We start from the raw sequence: 18,368 nt of genomic DNA, 5'->3' as shown, positions 1-18,368 counted from the left end.
GAGCGTGCCCCGCACTCCGGCGGCGTGCCGCCCGGGACCGGGCCGGCGGGCCCCACCGCCCGGGCCGGGAACCTCCAAGAAGGAGGTACTCGATATCCGGGCGGCGGACGCCGGGGACGGTGGACGGCAGTTCACGGTGTACTGCTCCCGAACTGGTGGTTCCTGCGGTCGGCCGGCGAGGTCAGGCGTCGATGCTGTCCTTCTCCGCCTGCTCGGCCTCCACGCGCGCCTGCTTCGTGGTGGCGATCAGGCTGGTGATCGTGGTGACCACGAGGACCGCGCAGATCACGCCGAGCGAGACCGGGATGGAGATCTCGGGGACATGGACACCGGACTCGTGCAGCGCGTGCAGGACCAGCTTGATGCCGATGAATCCGAGGATGACCGACAGGCCGTAGCTCAGGTGGACCAGCTTCCTGAGCAGGCCGCCGATGAGGAAGTACAGCTGTCGCAGACCCATCAGCGCGAACGCGTTGGCCGTGAAGACGATGTACGGGTCCTGGGTCAGGCCGAAGATCGCGGGGATCGAGTCGAGCGCGAAGAGGACGTCGGTGGTGCCGATCGCCAGCATGACGACCAGCATCGGCGTCATGACGCGCTTGCCGTTCTCCCGGATCCACAGCTTGGTGCCGTGGTAGCGGTCGGCGACGCCGAAGCGGCGCTCGGCCGCCTTGAGCAGCTTGTTCTCCTCGAACTCCTCGTCCTCCTCGTCCGCCCGCGCCTCCTGGATCAGCTTCCAGGCGGTGTAGATGAGGAACGCGCCGAAGATGTAGAAGACCCACGCGAAGTTGGCGATGATCGCGGCGCCCGCGGCGATGAAGATCGCGCGCAGGACCAGGGCTATGAGGACTCCGACGAGGAGCACCCGCTGCTGGTACTTCGAGGGCACGGCGAACTTGGCCATGATCAGGACGAAGACGAAGAGGTTGTCGACGCTCAGCGACTTCTCGGTGATGAAGCCCGCGAAGAACTCTCCGGCGGGCTGACCGCCCGAGAAGAGGAGCAGGCCGAGTCCGAACAGCCCGGCGAGGGCGATCCAGACGACCGTCCAGATTCCGGCTTCCTTGATCGATACGTCGTGCGGCTTTCGACCGATGAAGAAGTCGACCGCGATGAGTGCGGCAAGCCCCACGATGGTCAGGACCCACAGGGTCAGGGAAACATTCACTGCGCCTCCGGCAGTACGTAACGGCAGATTTCAGCGTCGTCGCCACCGGAGGTCTCTTCCACCCGGGGCCGCCGGGGCGCTGGGTGCGCCCGGAGCCCGCGGGCCGACGTCCCGGGATCTGGCCTGATCCGTATTGACGGGTACGCCGCAGCAGGTAGGGAGTACTCCCCTCCGTAGGAAAAGACAATACCCGAATCACCAAGGAAAGGTAAAGGGCCGAGTAAAAGAAAGACCAAAAGCGCAGGTCAAGGCACTTTACCGATGCTTGGTAAAGCGTCTTGACGGGTGGTTCGGGGTCAGCGGTCCCAGCGGCGGCCGGCCGCCGCCACCTGCGCGAGGACGCGCTCGAGCACCTGGCTGCCGGCGGGGATCAGTGACGGCTCGAAGGTCCACGCGTGCCCGACCCAGGGGTCGGCGAGATGGTCGTCGGGAACCGGGGTGATCCGCAGCAGCGACCGCCACAGCGGGTCGAGCAGTGGTCCGTAGGCGGCCGCGTCCTCCCGGTCGGCCACCATCATCAGGTGCACGCCGACGGACGGGCCCTCGTCCGCCAGATAGCGGAGCTGGGTCACGGCGCGGTCGTCGAAGCCGTGCGGGAAGTCGTTGACGATCAGCAGTTGCTCGGCGGTGTCGAGGCCGGGCGGCAGCGAGTCGGCCGCTCCTCCGCGCAACGCCATCTGCACCAGATCGACGCGCTGGGTCAGCCGTGCCAGCACGTCCGTGACGCCTGCGGCACCGACCGCCGGTGGACCCGGGAGCACCCCGGACCGGACGAGCGGGGCGAGCGAGGGGGCTCCGGCGCCGGCCGCGTCGATGACATGGACGGTGAACTCGCCCGCGGGATAGACCGCGAGCAGCCGGGCGGCATGCGCCACGGCCGTGTCCATGGCGAGGCGGCGCAGCTGGTCGGAGTCGGCGAGCGTGCCGTCGAGCGCGGCGCGACCGCTGTCGATCCACAGGCCGCGCTCCAGCGGCAGCCGCATCAGCATCGGAATGCTCAGCGTGCCGCTCTCGGGGAGGGAGAGGTCACCGATGCGGACCGCCATCGGGATCTCCATGGGCGGCCGGTACCCGTGCCAGACCGGGTTGTCCCAGCTCGCGTAGGCGGTGGGCAGCGCGGGCTCCACGACCTCCGCCTCCGCGGTCAGCTGGGCGAGGTCCCGGTCCAGGGCCGCGCGGGCCTGGTCGACGAGATCCGCGTGCTTGGCACGGGCGGCGTCACGGGCTGCGTCACCCTGGCCGCCGATCCGGCTGCGCGGGTCGGACAGGGCGTGGTCGAGCTCCTTCTCCATGCGCGAGTCGGCGAAGTCGACGGCGCTGCGATAGGCGGCGACGGTCCGGGCCAGGTCCTCGAACATGCCCCACACCTGGTTGTACAGGCGCTCGTCCATGGACCAGCCGGTCGCGTCCCCCGCGACGGGCTGGGCGGGCCGACCCGGCTCGGCCGGCGGCGCGGTCGGCGGGGGCGGTGGCGGAGCGGAGGTCCGGCGGCCGGGGTGGCTGTAGTCGACCGGACCGCCGGCCGCTGAGGACGGCTGGGTGACGGTGGAGGGGTCGGTCTGCGCCGAGCCGCCCGCACAGCCGGCCGGGGCGGGGGTGACGCTTCCCGGTCCGGGCAGGTCGTACGGGGACTGGGGCGGTGTCGTGCCGGGGGCGGCCTGCGGTCCCGGCCCCGTGCGGGACGGGTCGGGGCCGGACGCGGAGGTGGCCGCCTGCCGGGAGCGGTCGCCGTCCGGTGTACGCGGCGGAGGTGCCGCCACCGAACGGGCCAGGCCCTGGGCCACCGCTTCGTTGATGGTCCCGGCGAGCTGTCGGGCCTCGGGAAGGCCCTGGTCGCCGAGGAGCTCGGCGAGGCCGCCCGCGTAGCCCTGGCCGATCGCCCGGACCTTCCACGCGTCCTGCCTGCGGTAGAGCTCCAGGGCCACGACGGCGGATTCGGCGTCGAGGCCCGTGAGGGTGTAGCTGGCGATCTCGGCACCGTCGAGGCCGGTGACCGCGACGAAGGGGGCGGCGACGGCCCCGAACCGGACGGGGCCGCCGGTCCCGGTGGGCAGTGCGAGCAGCACGCTCACCCGGTGCACGGCCGGCGGCAGGGCGTCCAGGTCGAAGGCGAGACGGTGGTCGGCCGCCGCCTGCTGGGAGACCTCGAGCCCGGGCAGCGTGGGCGCGCCCGGGTGGGCCACCCACTCGACACCGCGGACCCTGCCCTGCTCGTCGCTGAGCGTGGCCCCCGCCACGACCGGTTTCCCGGCCGAGACCCGGACCTCGAGTCGGACCTGGGAGAGCGGATGGTTCTGCCCCCGGACCAGCTCGGCCGTCATCGCCTGTCCCCCTACGTCGCTTCGTGCGTGGCGCGCCGACCGGCCTACAGGTGCGGCAGTATCGCGGGCATCAGGTCCTGGAACGTGCGGCCGTTGGCCGGCGTGCCGAGGGCCGTCATCTGCCAGCCGGTGCCCGCGCGGTGCACCTTCGCCATGATCTGCGCCGTGTACTGGCCGCCGCCCGCCAGGGTGTAGCGGGCGAGCTCCTGGCCGTTGGTCTCGTCGACCAGGCGGCAGAACGCGTTCTGCACTTCCTGGAAGGTCTGGCCGGTGAAGGAGTTCACGGTGAAGATGATCTGGTCGATGTGGACCGGGATGCGCTGCAGGTCGACGAGGATGGCCTCGTCGTCGCCGCCCTGGCCGACGCCGCCGACCAGGTTGTCACCGGTGTGCCGCACCGAGCCGTCGTCGCTGACGAGGTGTCGGAAGAACACCACGTCGACGGGCTGCTTGTCCGCGAACAGCACGGCGGAGGCGTCCAGGTCGATCTCCCGGGTGCGCGAGCCGAACAGGCCGCGCCGGGGAGCCGCCTGCCAGCCGAGACCCATGCGGACCGCGGTCAGCGTGCCCCCGTCGTTCTTCTGCAGACTGATGGCCTGACCCTTGGTCATGTTGACCGTCACGCGCTGTTCCCCTCTCGAACCGTCCCCTGTTGCCGCGGACTCCGCGGATGAGCAGAACCCTACGCAGCGGCGGTGACGGCGCCGAAGCCCGGGACGTACTTTGTGTCGGTCTTGCAACACAGAGCGCATCCGCCGAGGTCCGGCGCCCGTCGGCGTGGCCGTCAGGCCATGCCCGCTTCCCTCATCTGCCGCAGTTCCTTCTTCATTTCGGAGACCTCGTCACGCAGACGGGCCGCGATCTCGAAGTGGAGGTCGGCGGCGGCCGCGCGCATGCGCTCCGTCAGCTCCTCGATCTGCCCGGCCAGTTCGGCCGCCGGGCGGTCGGTCGGCACGGCGCCCGCGTTCTTCGCGGACTTGGCCGCCTTGCCGGACTTCGCGGCCTTGCCGCCGAGCGCGGGCACGGGAGCCTTGGCACCCTTGCCGTCCTTCGACTTGCGGTACCCGGAGCCGAGGAGCTGCTCGGTGTCGACGTCCTCGCGGGCGATCTGCGCCACGATGTCGTTGATCTTCTTGCGGAGGGGCTGCGGGTCGATGTCCCTCTCCTTGTTGTACGCGACCTGCTTCTCACGGCGCCGGTTGGTCTCGTCGATGGCCTTCGCCATCGCCGGGGTGATCCTGTCCGCGTACATGTGGACCTGACCGGAGACGTTGCGCGCCGCGCGGCCGATGGTCTGGATCAGGGAGGTGCCGGAGCGCAGGAAGCCCTCCTTGTCGGCGTCGAGGATCGCCACCAGGGAGACCTCGGGAAGGTCGAGTCCCTCCCGCAGGAGGTTGATGCCGACCAGGACGTCGAACTCTCCCGCGCGCAGCTCCCGCAGCAGCTCGACGCGGCGCAGGGTGTCGACGTCGCTGTGCAGATAGCGGACCTGGATGCCCAGCTCCAGGAAGTAGTCGGTGAGGTCCTCGGCCATCTTCTTGGTGAGCGTGGTGACCAGGACGCGCTCGTCCTTCTCCGTGCGCTTGCGGATCTCGTGCACCAGGTCGTCGATCTGGCCCTCGGTGGACTTCACGACGACCTCGGGGTCGATGAGGCCGGTGGGGCGGATGATCTGCTCGACGTGGCCGTCCGAACGGGACAGCTCGTACTGTCCGGGGGTCGCCGAGAGGTAGACGGTCTGGCCGATGCGCTTCTGGAACTCCTCCCACTTCAGGGGGCGGTTGTCCAGGGCGGAGGGCAGCCGGAAGCCGTGGTCGACGAGGGTGCGCTTGCGGGAGGCGTCCCCCTCGTACATCGCGCCGATCTGCGGGACCGTGACGTGCGACTCGTCGATGACGAGCAGGAAGTCGTCCGGGAAGTAGTCGATGAGGGTGTTCGGCGGGGAGCCGGGCTCGCGGCCGTCGAAGTGCATCGAGTAGTTCTCCACGCCGGAGCAGGAGCCGATCTGGCGGAGCATCTCGATGTCGTACGTCGTCCGCATGCGCAGGCGCTGGGCCTCCAGGAGCTTGCCCTGCTTGTCCAGCTCGGCGAGGCGCCCCTCCAGCTCCTTCTCGATGTCGTTCACCGCGCGCTCCATGCGCTCGGGACCGGCCACGTAGTGCGAGGCGGGGAAGACGTAGATCTGCTGGTCGTCGCTGATGACCTCGCCGGTGAGCGGGTGGAGTGTGGAGAGGGCCTCGATCTCGTCGCCGAACATCTCGATGCGGACGGCGAGCTCCTCGTAGACCGGGAAGATCTCGATCGTGTCGCCGCGGACGCGGAAGGTGCCGCGGGCGAAGGCCACGTCGTTGCGCGTGTACTGGATGTCGACGAAGCGGCGCAGCAGGTCGTCCCGGTCGATCGAGTCGCCCACCTTGAGGTTGACCATGCGGTCCACGTACTCCTGCGGCGTGCCGAGGCCGTAGATGCAGGAGACCGAGGCGACCACGACGACGTCGCGGCGGGTCAGCAGCGAGTTGGTCGCGGAGTGACGCAGCCGCTCCACCTCCTCGTTGATCGAGGAGTCCTTCTCGATGTAGGTGTCCGACTGCGGGACGTAGGCCTCGGGCTGGTAGTAGTCGTAGTACGAGACGAAGTACTCGACGGCGTTGTTCGGCAGCAGCTCGCGGAACTCGTTGGCCAGCTGGGCCGCCAGGGTTTTGTTCGGGGCCATGACGAGCGTGGGGCGCTGGAGCTTCTCGATCATCCACGCGGTGGTGGCGGACTTGCCGGTACCGGTCGCGCCCAGGAGCACGACATCCTTTTCACCTGCGCGAATGCGCTTCTCCAGGTCGGCGATGGCCGTGGGCTGGTCACCACCGGGCTGGAAGGAGCTGACGACCTCGAAGGGCGCCACCGAACGTTCGATCTTGGATACGGGCCGCATGGAATCCACCGTACGACCCCGCACTGACAACCGGGTCTGATCAGCGGCTCTGGGGGGCCCTGGAGCGGCGTCCGCGGTCCGGTCCGGAGCGGACGGCCGTCCGGCGGGCCGGGCGCGCGGTGACCGGATGGGCCGGGATTCCGGGCCGCCGGCTCTCCGCGGGGCTCCAGTCGGCCCGGCCCATGACCATGAGCGGGTCGAACAGGACGACGACGCCGGCCAGGCAGAGGAAGGCCAGGGGGCCGATCATCATGGGCGCGAGCAGGGAGGCCGCCGAGTCGCCGGCCGGACTGGCGCCGGCCGCGCCGTGCAGATGGACGCTGAGAGCGGCCATTCCCATGTAGTGCATCCCGCTGACGGCGAGGCCCATGACGAGGCTCGCCCCCACGCTCCAGAGGAATCCCCGCACCTGTCCGGCCGCCCAGAGAGCCGCGGTGGCGGCCACCACGGCGATCACGACCGAGGCGGACACGGTGAAGGTGTTGTACTCGAGGTTCCCGTTGAGCCGCATCCCGGCCATGCCCAGGTAGTGCATGGAGGCCACGCCGAGACCGGTGATGGTCCCTCCGGTGAACAGGGCCGTCCCGCTGGCGCCCTGGTAGCCGACGATGAAGATCCCGATGCCGACCATCACGATGGCGACGCCCAGACTCGCGAACGTCGTCGGCCGGTCGTAGTGGACGGGGGTCTCGTCGACGGTGAACCCCATCATCGCGATGAAGTGCATCGTCCATATGCCCGACGCGATCGCGACCGAGCCGAGCGCGAGCCAGCCGGCCCGCCACGGACCGGCGACGAGTATCGACCGGGTGGTGCAGCGGAGCCCCAGTGCCCCGCCCAAACAGGCCATGAAGTACGCCACCAACGGTGTGACGAGTCCGTAACTGAAGCCGTCGACCGTGCCCTGCATGCGCGGCTGCCCTTCCGCTGTCGCTCCGTGAAGTCTCCGAAATGCCCCCACCCTCGGGACCGCGGGAGCGGACCGGGCTGAGGCAGAGAGTATGACCCCCACCGGAATGGTCGAACGATTTTCCGGCAAAGAAACACGACCTCCCCCCACCTGTGCGGCGCAAGTGAGCGGACTTGGGCAACTCCATTCAATTCACGGCCATCCCGCTAACCGCATTCGTTGACTCTCTGCTGTCACTCTGTTGCTGTCCGTTATCTCTCGACACAAGGAGTACGCATGCTTGCGCGCGTTGCCGCCGCCACGACCGCCGCGCTTCTTGGGGGAGCCGTTTTGATACTGCCCAGCCCGCACGCCAAGGCCGGCGACCGGACCACGGCCCCGCTGGTCGTCGCCCACCGAGGTGCCTCGGCCTACGCGCCCGAGAACACCCTGGCCGCCATCGACCACGCGGCCGAGCTGGGATTCGACTGGGTCGAGAACGACGTCCAGCGCACGAAGGACGGGCAACTGGTCGTCCTGCACGACGACTCGCTGGCACGCACGACCGATGTGGAGGAGGTCTATCCCGGCCGCGGCCCCTGGAAGGTCAAGGACTTCACCGCGGAGGAGATCGCCCACCTGGACGCCGGGAGCTGGTTCGGCGCCCGGTTCGCGGGCGTGCGGGTGCCGACGCTGAAGGAGTACATGGAGCGTGTCGCGCACAACCACCAGAAGCTCGTCCTGGAGATCAAGAACCCCGAGCTGTATCCGGGCATCGAGCGGCAGACCCTCAAACTCCTGAGCAACGAGGGCTGGCTCGACCCGGTGCACCTGAGGGACCGGCTGATCGTGCAGAGCTTCAGCGCCGACAGCGTACGCATCGTGCACGACCTGCGGCCGGGCATCACCACGGCGCTCCTGGGCACCCCTGCCGTCGCACGGCTGCCCCGGTACGCCCGGTTCGCCGACCAGATCAACCCGGACCACACCTCGCTCTCGGCCGACTACGTGTCCGCGGTCCACGCGCTGCACGGGCCGCACGGGCGGATGAAGGTGTTCGCCTGGACCGTGGACGACCCGGCCGCCGCGCGCCGCGTGGCGGGCTTCGGGGTGGACGGCGTCATCACCAACGTGCCCGACGTGGTCAGCAGGACCCTGGACGTACCGCGCCGGCCGCGCGGTCAGGGCTGAGCCGGAGGCAGACCCCCGGAGCACAACGCCCGTGGCGTGGACCGGTGCCTCCGGCCACGCCACGGGCGTTGTCAGTGGCGGGCCGTACCGTGGAGCGCATGAACAGCCATGGGCCCGACGGGCAGCAGGTCGTGTGGGCGGTCGTCGGCACGGACATCGGTCCGCTGCTCCTCGCGGCGACCCGCGACGGCCTGGTGAACGTCGTCTTCCACGCCTCGGACGCGGTGCGTGACAAGGCGCTCGACCGGCTCGCGTCCCGTCTGGGCGGCACGCCCGTCGAGGCACCGGACTCCCCGCTGATCACCGAGGCGATACGCCAGGTCGAGGCGTACTTCGCCGGAGCGCGCCGCGACTTCGACCTGCCGCTCGACTGGTCGCTGATCTCCGGGTTCAACCGCCAGGTACTGCGAGAGCTGAACTCGGGTGTTCCGTTCGGTTCCGTCGTGGGCTACGGCGACCTGGCCGGCCGGGTCGGCCAGCCGGGCGCGGCGCAGGCCGTCGGGGTGGCGATGGGCTCGAATCCGCTGCCGGTCGTGGTGCCCTGTCACCGGGTCGTCGAGCGCGACGGCGGGATCGGCGGGTTCGGGGGCGGCCTGGAGACCAAGCGGAAGCTGCTGGCGCTGGAAGGCGTCCTGCCCGAGCCGCTGTTCTGAGGTCGCCGTCCCCGCGGCTGGCGCGACGGACCGCGCGGCGCCCGCGGCCCCGGTCCGCGAGCCGTCCCGCCACGCGAGGTCCCGTGGTCCTCAGAGGCTGATGTGGTACGCCTTGCGGAGCGTCTCGTGGACGGTCCACGTCGTGCGGTCGCCCTCACGCAGGACCGCCGCGTCGCCGGGTCCCACCTCGATGACGTCACCGCCCTCGACCTCGATGGTGGCGCGTCCGCTGACGACGACGAAGAGCTCGTTCGCCTCGGTGTCGGTCACCACGCCGGGCGTGATCTGCCAGATGCCGCGCAGCTGCTTGCCGTCGGCGGACTCCCACAGCACCTTGCCCGTCACGGCGGGGTCGCCGGAGACGATCTGGGCCGGGTCCAACGGCTCGGGCTCGAGTTCGGCGTCGGGAATGTGTACGGCGAAGGACGGGGTGGCCTGGGAGTTCGTGGTCATGAGCGCACACCCTAAGGGCATGCCCGCCCGCCGGAGGGAGGAGGGTCTCCTCGCCGCGACGCAGAGGGTCTCCCTCCTCCCCGGGGCGGTCGCGCCTCCGTTCGGGAAAGTCCCGACGCGGAGGCGCGGCCGGGAGGCCCGGCCGGTAGCAGACTCCGCCCTGCGCACAGCCGCTGGCGTCCGACGTCACGGAGCCGAAGGGACGGCGAACAAGCATGAGCGGAAGCGGAAACAGGGCAGTCGCGTATCTCAAGCCGGGTGCGGTCGAGGTCAGGACCATCGACCATCCGACGCTTGAACTGCAGGACGGGCCGGGGGTGGCTGCCGACAACGTCGGCCGCATGTGCCGGCATGGAGTCGTTCTCAAGGTGCTCGCCAGCAACATCTGCGGCAGCGACCAGCACATGGTGCGGGGCCGTACGACCGCGCCGGAAGGGCTGGTCCTCGGACACGAGATCACCGGAGAGGTGGTGGAACGCGGCCCGGACGTCGAGTTCATCGAGGTCGGGGACATCGTCTCGGTGCCGTTCAACATCGCCTGCGGCCGGTGTCGCAACTGCAAGGAGCGCAACACCGGCATCTGCCTGAACGTCAACCCGGCGCGGCCGGGGGCGGCCTACGGCTATGTCGACATGGGCGGCTGGGTCGGTGGCCAGGCCGAGTACGCCATGATCCCGTACGCGGACTTCAACCTGCTGAAGTTCCCCGATCGCGACGAGGCGCGCGAAAAGCTCCTGGACCTGACGATGCTGTCGGACATCTTCCCGACCGGATTCCACGGTGCGGTCACCGCGGGCGCCGGAGTGGGCTCGACGGTGTACGTCGCCGGCGCGGGTCCGGTCGGGCTGGCCGCGGCGGCGTCGGCGCAGCTGCTGGGCGCCGCGGTCGTCATCGTCGGGGACCTCAACGCCGAACGCCTCGCCCAGGCGCGGAGTTTCGGCTGTGAGACCGTCGACGTCTCGCAGGGCGGCGTGGAGGACCAGATCGCACAGATCCTGGGTGAACCCGAGGTCGACGCGGCGGTCGACGCGGTGGGCTTCGAGGCCCGGGGACACGGCAGGGACGCCGAGGAGGCGCCCGCGACCGTCCTCAACTCGCTGATGGGTGTCACGCGCGCGGGCGGGTCCCTGGGCATTCCGGGCCTCTATGTGACGGACGACCCGGGAGGGATCGACCAGGACGCGCGGACCGGGACGCTGAAGGTGCGCCTCGGTCTGGGCTGGGCCAAGAGCCACCGGTTCACCACGGGTCAGTGCCCGGTGATGCGGTACCACCGGGGGCTGATGAAGGCGATCCTGCACGAGCGCGTGCACATCGCCAAGGCGGTCAACGCGACCGTGATCAGCCTGGACGACGCACCGCGCGGCTACGCCGAGTTCGACCAAGGGGCCAGCCGCAAGTACGTCATCGACCCTCATGGGGCGCTCGCGGGCGTACGGCCCGTCTGACCTCGTCAGGGGGAAGGGGTGCTCCCGCGCGTGGGAGCACCCCTTCCCCTGCCCCGCTCTCGTCGGCGGCGCCGGAACCTGCTGTCGGCGCCCCGGCTGTCGTACGCCGTGGGCCCTGGTGGTTTGGGAGGACGCGTCGCCCGCCAGAGATCCAGGGACGGGGAACCTCGACCGACAGGAGACAGACGCGTGATCGTGGTGTCCGAAGAGGTACGGGAGGCGCTCGACGCGCGCCGGCCGGTGGTGGCCCTGGAGTCGACGATCATCGCGCACGGGCTCCCCCGTCCGCGCAATCTCCAGGTCGCGCTCGAACTGGAGGAGGTCGTCCGCGAGGAGGGTGCCGTACCCGCGACGATCGCCGTGCTCGACGGCCGGCCTCACGTCGGCCTGGACGACAAGCAGGTGGAGCGGGTCGCGAACGAGGACGGCATCCGCAAGCTGGGCCACCGTGATCTGCCGCTCGCCGTGGCCTCGGGGGCGAGCGGGGCGACGACGGTGTCCGCGACGGCCCTGCTCGCGGCGCGCGCCGGGGTACGGGTGTTCGCGACGGGAGGGCTCGGCGGGGTGCACCGTGAATGGACGGTGACCCAGGACGAGTCCGCCGATCTGGGGTTGCTGGCGCGCACCCGGATCACGGTGGTGTGCGCGGGCGTCAAGTCGATCCTGGACGTGCCGGCGACGCTGCAACGTCTGGAGACGCTGGGGGTGGCGGTGGCCGGGTACGGCACGGACCGGTTCCCCGGCTTCTATCTGTCCGACTCGGGACACCCCGTCGAGTGGACGCTGGACTCCCCGGAGCAGGTGGCCGAGGTGATGCGCGCTCAGGACGGGTTGGACTCCCCCGAGTCGTCGCTGATCGTGGCGAACCCCGTTCCGCGGGAGCAGCAGCTCGATCCGTCCCTGCACGCGCGCGTGCTCGCCGACGCACTGCGGGCGTGCGAGGCGGAGGGGATCAGCGGGCAGGCGGTGACACCGTTCCTGCTCGGCTATCTGGTCCGGCACACCGACGGAGCTTCGCTCAGCGCCAATCTGGCGGCGGTACGGGGCAACGTTCGCCTCGCGGGACGGATCGCGGCGGCCTGGGCGAGCGCGTGAGCGGCGCGGGGCGGGACGCCCTGGAACGCGCTCCGGCCGGCGCGGAGGGCGTTGACCCCATCGGGGGTTCGCGTCCCGCTCGCGGTGCCCTGCTCGTCGTCGGGGACGTGGTCACGGATGTCGTGGCGCGGCATCGCGGACCCCTCGCGTCCGGCACGGACACGGCCGCCGCCATCCGCACCGTGCCGGGCGGGGCGGGCGCCAACGTCGCCTGCTGGGCCGCCTTCGAGGGCTGTGCCGACGTACGGCTGCTCGGCCGGGTCGGTGCCGACGCGGCGGAGTGGCACGGGCGTGCACTGCGGGCGAGCGGCGTGCGGCCGTTGCTGGTCACCGATCCGGAGGCGCCCACGGGGACGGTCATCTGTCTGGTGGACTCCGGGGCGTCGGCGGAGCGTACGTTCCTCACGGACAGCGGGGCGTCGCTGCGGCTCGCCCCGGAGGACTGGTCGCCGGGACTGCTCGACGGGGTCGGGCGGCTGCACCTGTCGGGGTATCTGTTCTTCTCCGAGCCGTGCCGGGCGCTGGTTTCGGTGGTGCTGGAGTCGGCCCGCGCGGCCGGCGTGCCGGTGAGCGTCGACCCCGCTTCGGCCGGTTTCCTCGGCGCGCTGGGGGTGGACCGCTTCCTGGAGCTCTCCGCGGGGGTGGACGTGCTGCTGCCCAGCCGGGACGAGGCCTGTCTGCTGACGGGGCTGCCCGATCCGGCGGACGCGGCGGCCAAGTTGAGCCGTCAGTTCCCGCTGGTCGTCGTCAAGCAGGGCGGTGCGGGCGCCCTGGTGGCCCGGTCCGGGACCGTCCGGGCCGAGGTCCCGGCACGGTCGGCGACGCCCCGGGACACGACGGGCGCAGGCGACGCCTTCACCGGCGCGTTCCTCGCCGCGCTGCTCGCGGGAACCGCGCCGGAGGTCGCCGCGGTCGCGGGGTGCGCGGCGGGAGCGAAGGCGGTGGAACGGGTCGGGGGGAGGCCATCGGCGGAGGCGGACTGTTGACGGCCGGGGGGGGAGTCGGCGCGTCGTACGGCGGCGCGGCCCCGTCCGTCGGCTCCCCGCCGGGACGGATCGCCACGGCTGTGGCTGCCCGGCGCCGTCGGTCGTTCAGCTCTTGCGCCCCCAGGCCGAGATCATCGGCGCCGTCGCCAGGTCCATGGATCCGGCGGCGACGTTCGCCAGGTGCTGGTCGATCTCCTCGTGGGTCGCGAGGCCCGCCGTGACGAGCTGGTCGCGGATCTGACGGACCGTCGCCGCTTCCAGGACGGTGCATGCGGGGGAGGTGACGGGGAAGTACGCGTCGGCCTCGACGCCGCGCAGTCCCGCCTCACGGAGCAGGCGCGGGAGCTTGCGGCCGTAGGCGAGGTCGGCGCCCCGGTCGGCGAGGAGCTTGCGGAAGCCCTGGCGCAGCCGGTTCGCGAGCTGCTGTTCGGGGCCGTACTCGTCGGGGCAGAGGAGGGGCTGGAGTGCCGGGTCGGCGTCCTCGACGAGGAGCCGGCCACCGGGCCGCAGGGACTTGATCATCGACCGCAACGCCCGCTCCCGGTCCGGCACATGGACGAGGACGAGCCGGGCGTGCACGAGGTCGAAACCCTCACCGGGCGGCTCCTCGGTGCCCACGTCGTGGACGCGGACCTGAACCGGAGGGCGGGCCGCCGAGGCCGCCCACGAGGTGTCGATGTCGGTCGCGACGACCTTGCCGGTGGGGCCGACCTTCTTCGCGAGCCAGGACACCACCGACGTGCCGCCCGCCCCGACCTCCCAGCAGCGCCAGCCGGATCCGATGCCGAAGCGCTCCATGTGCCGGAACGTCGTGGGGTCGAAGAGGGTGGCGAAGGCCTGGAAGCGCTGTCCCGCCTCGTCCTGCTGGTTGTCGAGGAGATACCCGTCGGTTCGCGTCATGGCGAGATCATCCCAGTTGACCGGCTTGTCGGGCCGCCCATCACGCGGGGCGGAGGGGTCGGCCACCCCGCACGGCGGAACGGAATCCTCCATTCCCACAGGCTTTTCCGGTGTCGGAGCAGGACTGGCAGACTGGCTCGCCAGGCGCAGATCGCGGCCCGAGGAGATCCACGCGAGGAGATCCCATGTCCATGGCAGGGAATTTGCGGAAGGTGACGGCGCTGGGTGCCGTCGGCGGCCTCCGCAAGGTGGCGCGGCTGACGCGGCGGCGGCCCCGTGTCGACCTCAGTCACCACGCCCGGTCACCGCTGGGCTCCGCGGTGGTGAACTGCGTGACCTACCAAGGAGGCACCCGGGTCCCGGAGGGACGGGACCTGGTCGACACCGTGGAGCGGATCCGCAAGCGGGACGAGGGGTTCGTCTGGCTCGGGCTGCACGAGCCGACGGAGCAGGAGTTCGCGGGCATCGCCGAGCTCTTCGACCTGCACCCGCTGGCCGTCGAGGACGCGGTGGAGGCCCACCAGCGTCCGAAACTGGAGCGGTACGGCGACACGCTCTTCGCCGTGTTCAAGACGGTCTGCTACCTGGAGCACACGGAGCTGACGGCGACCAGTGAGGTGGTGGACACCGGCGAGATCATGGTGTTCGTCGGGCCGGACTTCGTCATCACCGTGCGCCACGGACGGCACGGCTCGCTGGGCCCGCTGCGGGAGGAACTGGAATCGGATCCGGCGCAGTTGTCGAAGGGGCCGGCCGCCGTCCTGCACGCGATCGCGGACCACGTCGTCGACGACTACGTGAGCGTCACGGACTCGGTCCAGGCGGACATCGACCAGGTCGAGGCCGACGTGTTCGCCGAGGACGGCGCCCGCACGGACGCGGGCCGTATCTACCAGCTCAAGCGCGAACTCCTCGAACTGAAGCGGGCCGCGGTGCCGCTCGCCCGCCCGGTCCAGGAGCTGGCGACTCGGCCGATCCGTGTGATCGACCCGGAGATACAGGCGTACTTCCGGGACGTCTCGGACCATCTGCTGCGGGCCACCGAACAGATAGCCGCCTTCGACGAACTGCTCAACTCGATCTTGCAGGCGCATCTGGCGCAGGTGACGGTCGCGCAGAACGAGGACATGCGGAAGATCACGGCGTGGGCCGCGGTCATCGCCGTGCCGACGATGGTCTGCGGGGTGTACGGCATGAACTTCGACAACATGCCCGAGCTGCACTGGAGGTTCGGCTACCCCATCGTCATCGGCGTCATATCCGTCGGCTGTCTCATCCTCTACCGGGGGTTCCGGCGCAACGGCTGGCTCTGACACACCTCTCGTCCGGCACGGCCGGCCGGACGAGAGTGCGCGCCGCGGAGGACGGATGTGCGTGGGCGTGACGGCTCAGCCCGTCGCGCTCCTCGCGTAGACGCTCTCCACCCAGGCGGCCAGCTGTTCGTCGCTGAGATGCTGGGCGAGGTCGGCTTCGCTGATCATGCCGACGAGCCGCTTGTTCTCGATCACGGGAAGCCGCCGGATCTGATTGCCCTTCATCTCCGTGAGCACGTCGCCGACGTCGGCTTCGGACTCGATCCAGCGAGGCGTGCCGTGGGCCATGTCGCCCGCGGTGACCTGAGCGGGATCGTGGCCCATGGCCACACAGCCGACGACGATGTCGCGGTCGGTGAGGATGCCGCAGAGGCGTTCGTTCTCGTCGCTGATGGGCAGCGCGCCCACGTTCAGCTCGCGCATGAGCTGGGCGGCGCGGTCCAGGGTCTCGTGAGCGGGGATCCACTGGGCACCACGGTGCATGATGTCTCCGGCGGTGGTCATGAAGTACCTCCCGGTGCCGGACGGCCGGCGCGGCGCCGAACACACCGCTAGTCCCGGCGCCCTATATTCTCGCCGCGCTTCAGGGGCTGCGCACCTGGAGATCGGCAGGCCCGGGTGGGTGAGCGGCGGGACCGCTCCGGTGCGGCGGGCTCCAGGAAGCGGGCCGGGGCCGCGCTCGGGTCAGCCGTTCCAGGCGGGGTGGCGGGGGTCGTCGGCGCGTACCAGGACGTCGGCCGTGCGGGCCGGATCCACGTCGTCCTCGTACCGGGCGAAGGCGGGCAGGGTCCAGTGTTCCGCCTCGGGGGTACGGCGGCGGAGGGCGCCCGGGGAGAGGAGCACATGAACGCTGAGGTCGAACGGGAACCAGTGGCGCAGGAGGAGGGGGCCGTGCAGCAACAGGATTCCACCGGGCGGGAGTTGGACGTACGCACTCCGGGTCGCGCGGTCGGTGAGAGGGTCCCAGAGATCGGGCAGGATCCTGCCGTCGCCGCCGGTTTCGAGGGGGCCGAAGACCTCGCGCCACAGGGCGCCGGTGTCGAACCATCCGTCGTAGAAGGCGTCGACGTCCTGGTGCCCGTATTCGAACCGGAGCGAGCCGGGCCGCAGGAAGCCCTCCGTGCCGACGACGAGAGACGGACGGCCGCGGACGCGCAGCGCCTCGGAGACCCGTCGGGCGAGGTCACCGGGGAGGGCTGCCGGGGCTCCGTCGAACGCGACGCGGGGCCAGGGAGCGCCGTCGGCGGGCTTCAGGTCGAGCAGCCGGTCGGCGAGGAGGTCGCCGAGCCGGTCCCAGGTGATCGCTTCGAGTCGCACAGGGCCCATGATGCATCGGTCACCGGGGAGGGCGGGGCGCGGGGAGCCACCAGGGGCCGCCCCGTGGACGGCGGCACGATGCGGGGAAGGAACCACTCATGGCACCGTCCGCCCCTCCCCCGCACCGGACCAGCGGTGCGCTTCTCGTCGTCCAGCCGCTCAGGAAGCGGCACTGCGCCGAGTGCAGGAGCGGTCCGCTCGCCCTGCTGGTGGTCGAGGAGGGCGAGCCGCGCTGTCTGGACTGCGCGGATCTCGGTCACCTCGTGTTCCTGCCGCGCGGCGACACGGCGCTGACCCGCAGAGCGCGGGAGGACAGCGGTCTGTGTGCCGTGGTGGTGCGGTTCGACCGGCGGCGGGGCCGGTACGAACGGCAGGGCCTGCTGGTCGAGGAGGCCGCGCTCGTCCGGGCCGAGGAGCGGTGTCTCGCGGACGCCGAGGCGCGACGGCGTCGCCGGGCCCGGGACGCGCGGCGCCGGGAGGCGGAGGACGTGCGGTTCACCGACGCGTTCGCACGGGAGATAGGCAGGTTGTTCCCGTGCTGTCCCGGCGACCGGGCGTACGCGATCGCCGCGCACGCCTCGGTGCGCGGCAGCGGTCGGGTCGGGCGCAGTGCGGCGGGCCGTGCGTTGTCCGAGGCGGCGGTGACCGCGGCGGTCCGGGCGTCCGTCCGGCACACGGAGACCCCGTACGACGAGTTGCTGATGAACGGGGTGCCGCGGTACCAGGCGCGCCGCCGGATCGCGTCCGTGGTGGACGCGCGGCTCCAGGAGTGGCGTGCCGAGAGGGCGGAGGGGGCGTGAGAGGCCGCGGAGGAAAGGCTCGAACGGTGTCCTGCGAGGGAGCGGGGCGGAGGTTCTGGAGGCTCGCGCATGGGTGCGCGGCACTCGGCCATGGTCGCGGTCGTGCGGGCGGATTTCACTTGTGGTGTCGGCTCACGCTGTGCAGGATCACTGGCTCGGCCTCAACCGCCGCGGCGACGGCTCGGCGGAAGCGCCGGCCGTGCAGGACCTGGGGCGCGCGTCGACCCGCGCGTGGCCGCGCCGGATCTGCGGCACGGGTCGACCCGGGCGTGCGCGGTGTCGACAGGTGACACGTGACCGGTGACCGGTGACCGGTGACGGGTCACGGGTCACCGGTCACGGGTGACGGGTGACGGGTGACGAGGGATCGACGGGGTGACGGGGAGTGGACATGATCGACGGACCGTATTTCGTGCTGACGCTGCTGGGTGTGCTCGGCTGCGGACTCGTGGCGGGGGTGTTCTGCGGGTTCTCCACGTTCGTGATGCGGGCGCTCGCCCAGCTGCCCCCGGCGCAGGGGGTCGCCGCGATGAACGCGATCAACGTCGCTGCGGTGCGGCCGCCGTTCATGCTCGTGTTCGTCGGGTCGGCGGTGCTGTGCGCGGTGCTCGCCGTGGTGACGTTCGTGGTGTGGCCCGGCGGGGCGACGGTGGAGTTGCTGCTCGGCAGCGCGCTGTATCTGTTCGGTTCGTTCGGGGTGACGATCGCGGCGAACGTCCCGCGCAACGAAGCGCTGATGAAGCTGGACCCCGGGACGCCCGAGGCGACAGCGCTGTGGCCCACGTACGTGCGCGAGTGGACGATGTGGAACCACGTGCGCACGATCGCCTCGGCCGCCGCGGCGGTGTCCTACGCCCTCGCCCTCACCTGAACCCGAACCGGCCCGTCGCCGTCCGCCTGCGTCTCCC

17 protein-coding genes are annotated in these 18,368 nt (G+C 71.0%); 8 read left to right on the top strand and 9 right to left on the bottom strand.

Translation table 11 applies throughout. The features are described 5' to 3' along the window. Positions 1-181: 181 nt before the first annotated feature. The 5 genes from ABZT74_RS24745 to ABZT74_RS24725 all read right to left on the bottom strand — a co-directional run bounded on the left by ABZT74_RS24745 (position 182) and on the right by ABZT74_RS24725 (position 7,325). A complete protein-coding gene (locus ABZT74_RS24745; protein ID WP_356438172.1) occupies positions 182-1,168 on the bottom strand; it encodes a TerC/Alx family metal homeostasis membrane protein in 987 nt (328 codons plus the stop codon). A 296-nt stretch (positions 1,169-1,464) separates the two neighbouring features. Continuing rightward, a complete protein-coding gene (locus tag ABZT74_RS24740) occupies positions 1,465-3,489 on the bottom strand; it encodes a TerD family protein (protein WP_356438169.1) in 2,025 nt (674 codons plus the stop codon). 44 nt (positions 3,490-3,533) lie between these two features. Continuing rightward, positions 3,534-4,112: a TerD family protein gene (locus ABZT74_RS24735; RefSeq protein WP_351548001.1), complete on the bottom strand. Its 579-nt coding sequence runs from the start codon at positions 4,110-4,112 to the stop codon at positions 3,534-3,536. 161 nt (positions 4,113-4,273) lie between these two features. Then, complete coding sequence (gene uvrB / locus ABZT74_RS24730; RefSeq protein ID WP_356438165.1) at positions 4,274-6,415, bottom strand: excinuclease ABC subunit UvrB; 2,142 nt, start codon at positions 6,413-6,415, stop codon at positions 4,274-4,276. Between the two features lie 40 nt (positions 6,416-6,455). After that, positions 6,456-7,325, bottom strand: coding sequence for an MHYT domain-containing protein (locus ABZT74_RS24725; protein WP_356438162.1), 870 nt, complete (start codon positions 7,323-7,325; stop codon positions 6,456-6,458). A 276-nt stretch (positions 7,326-7,601) separates the two neighbouring features. Here ABZT74_RS24725 and ABZT74_RS24720 point away from each other — a divergent pair, with 276 nt between their 5' ends. Further along, on the top strand, positions 7,602-8,495 hold the full coding sequence (locus ABZT74_RS24720; RefSeq protein ID WP_356438159.1) for a glycerophosphodiester phosphodiesterase family protein: 894 nt from the start codon (positions 7,602-7,604) through the stop codon (positions 8,493-8,495). Between the two features lie 98 nt (positions 8,496-8,593). After that, positions 8,594-9,148, top strand: a complete 555-nt coding sequence (locus tag ABZT74_RS24715; protein ID WP_356438156.1) for a methylated-DNA--[protein]-cysteine S-methyltransferase — start codon at positions 8,594-8,596, stop codon at positions 9,146-9,148. 90 nt (positions 9,149-9,238) lie between these two features. Here ABZT74_RS24715 and ABZT74_RS24710 read toward each other — a convergent pair whose 3' ends face one another. Beyond that, a complete protein-coding gene (locus ABZT74_RS24710) occupies positions 9,239-9,601 on the bottom strand; it encodes a cupin domain-containing protein (RefSeq protein WP_356176678.1) in 363 nt (120 codons plus the stop codon). A 215-nt stretch (positions 9,602-9,816) separates the two neighbouring features. Here ABZT74_RS24710 and fdhA point away from each other — a divergent pair, with 215 nt between their 5' ends. From fdhA to ABZT74_RS24695, 3 genes are all read left to right on the top strand, one after another. Then, the gene (fdhA, locus tag ABZT74_RS24705) at positions 9,817-11,049 is read left to right on the top strand and encodes a formaldehyde dehydrogenase, glutathione-independent (protein WP_356176677.1); all 1,233 of its coding nucleotides are present in this window, start codon (positions 9,817-9,819) and stop codon (positions 11,047-11,049) included. A gap of 189 nt (positions 11,050-11,238) precedes the next feature. Next, entirely contained in the window at positions 11,239-12,144 is a 906-nt protein-coding gene (locus tag ABZT74_RS24700) for a pseudouridine-5'-phosphate glycosidase (RefSeq protein ID WP_356438153.1), read from the top strand. Between the two features lie 59 nt (positions 12,145-12,203). Continuing rightward, positions 12,204-13,130 carry a sugar kinase gene (locus ABZT74_RS24695; protein ID WP_356438338.1) on the top strand — a complete coding sequence of 309 codons (927 nt, stop codon included), beginning with the start codon at positions 12,204-12,206 and terminating at the stop codon, positions 13,128-13,130. A 105-nt stretch (positions 13,131-13,235) separates the two neighbouring features. Here the strand turns inward: ABZT74_RS24695 and ABZT74_RS24690 are convergent, their stop codons facing one another. Then, positions 13,236-14,030 carry a methyltransferase domain-containing protein gene (locus ABZT74_RS24690; RefSeq protein ID WP_356176673.1) on the bottom strand — a complete coding sequence of 265 codons (795 nt, stop codon included), beginning with the start codon at positions 14,028-14,030 and terminating at the stop codon, positions 13,236-13,238. A 185-nt stretch (positions 14,031-14,215) separates the two neighbouring features. On the opposite strand from ABZT74_RS24690, the gene ABZT74_RS24685 reads away from it, so the two are divergent. Further along, entirely contained in the window at positions 14,216-15,343 is a 1,128-nt protein-coding gene (locus ABZT74_RS24685; protein WP_356438150.1) for a magnesium and cobalt transport protein CorA, read from the top strand. A gap of 75 nt (positions 15,344-15,418) precedes the next feature. On the opposite strand, the gene ABZT74_RS24680 is transcribed toward ABZT74_RS24685, so the two are convergent. Both ABZT74_RS24680 and ABZT74_RS24675 read right to left on the bottom strand, forming a co-directional pair. After that, positions 15,419-15,847: a CBS domain-containing protein gene (locus ABZT74_RS24680; protein WP_355869786.1), complete on the bottom strand. Its 429-nt coding sequence runs from the start codon at positions 15,845-15,847 to the stop codon at positions 15,419-15,421. A gap of 180 nt (positions 15,848-16,027) precedes the next feature. Beyond that, positions 16,028-16,669, bottom strand: coding sequence for a uridine kinase (locus ABZT74_RS24675; RefSeq protein ID WP_356438147.1), 642 nt, complete (start codon positions 16,667-16,669; stop codon positions 16,028-16,030). Between the two features lie 89 nt (positions 16,670-16,758). Here ABZT74_RS24675 and ABZT74_RS24670 point away from each other — a divergent pair, with 89 nt between their 5' ends. Together ABZT74_RS24670 and ABZT74_RS24665 are read left to right on the top strand one after the other, a co-directional pair. Continuing rightward, entirely contained in the window at positions 16,759-17,460 is a 702-nt protein-coding gene (locus ABZT74_RS24670; RefSeq protein WP_356438144.1) for a DUF2293 domain-containing protein, read from the top strand. Positions 17,461-17,851: 391 nt separating this feature from the next. Further along, positions 17,852-18,331 (top strand): anthrone oxygenase family protein, encoded by a 480-nt coding sequence (locus tag ABZT74_RS24665; RefSeq protein WP_356176665.1) that lies wholly within the window; start codon positions 17,852-17,854, stop codon positions 18,329-18,331. The last annotated feature ends 37 nt before the right edge of the window (positions 18,332-18,368 follow it).

Origin of the sequence: Streptomyces sp. NPDC005302 (assembly GCF_040607345.1) — a bacterium.
Classification (GTDB): Bacteria; Actinomycetota; Actinomycetes; order Streptomycetales; family Streptomycetaceae; genus Streptomyces.
This window is presented reverse-complemented; position numbering and strand designations above follow the sequence as displayed.

Bases quoted from the DNA above. Each gene is read 5' to 3' on its own strand.
- ABZT74_RS24740 (WP_356438169.1), bottom strand. From the start codon at position 3,489: ATGACGGCCGAGCTGGTCCGGGGGCAGAACCATCCGCTCTCCCAGGTC.
- uvrB (WP_356438165.1), bottom strand. From the start codon at position 6,415: ATGCGGCCCGTATCCAAGATCGAACGTTCGGTGGCGCCCTTCGAGGTC.
- ABZT74_RS24725 (WP_356438162.1), bottom strand. From the start codon at position 7,325: ATGCAGGGCACGGTCGACGGCTTCAGTTACGGACTCGTCACACCGTTG.
- ABZT74_RS24720 (WP_356438159.1), top strand. From the start codon at position 7,602: ATGCTTGCGCGCGTTGCCGCCGCCACGACCGCCGCGCTTCTTGGGGGA.
- ABZT74_RS24715 (WP_356438156.1), top strand. From the start codon at position 8,594: ATGAACAGCCATGGGCCCGACGGGCAGCAGGTCGTGTGGGCGGTCGTC.
- ABZT74_RS24710 (WP_356176678.1), bottom strand. From the start codon at position 9,601: ATGACCACGAACTCCCAGGCCACCCCGTCCTTCGCCGTACACATTCCC.
- fdhA (WP_356176677.1), top strand. From the start codon at position 9,817: ATGAGCGGAAGCGGAAACAGGGCAGTCGCGTATCTCAAGCCGGGTGCG.
- ABZT74_RS24690 (WP_356176673.1), bottom strand. From the start codon at position 14,030: ATGACGCGAACCGACGGGTATCTCCTCGACAACCAGCAGGACGAGGCG.
- ABZT74_RS24685 (WP_356438150.1), top strand. From the start codon at position 14,216: ATGTCCATGGCAGGGAATTTGCGGAAGGTGACGGCGCTGGGTGCCGTC.
- ABZT74_RS24680 (WP_355869786.1), bottom strand. From the start codon at position 15,847: ATGACCACCGCCGGAGACATCATGCACCGTGGTGCCCAGTGGATCCCC.
- ABZT74_RS24675 (WP_356438147.1), bottom strand. From the start codon at position 16,669: ATGGGCCCTGTGCGACTCGAAGCGATCACCTGGGACCGGCTCGGCGAC.
- ABZT74_RS24670 (WP_356438144.1), top strand. From the start codon at position 16,759: ATGGCACCGTCCGCCCCTCCCCCGCACCGGACCAGCGGTGCGCTTCTC.
- ABZT74_RS24665 (WP_356176665.1), top strand. From the start codon at position 17,852: ATGATCGACGGACCGTATTTCGTGCTGACGCTGCTGGGTGTGCTCGGC.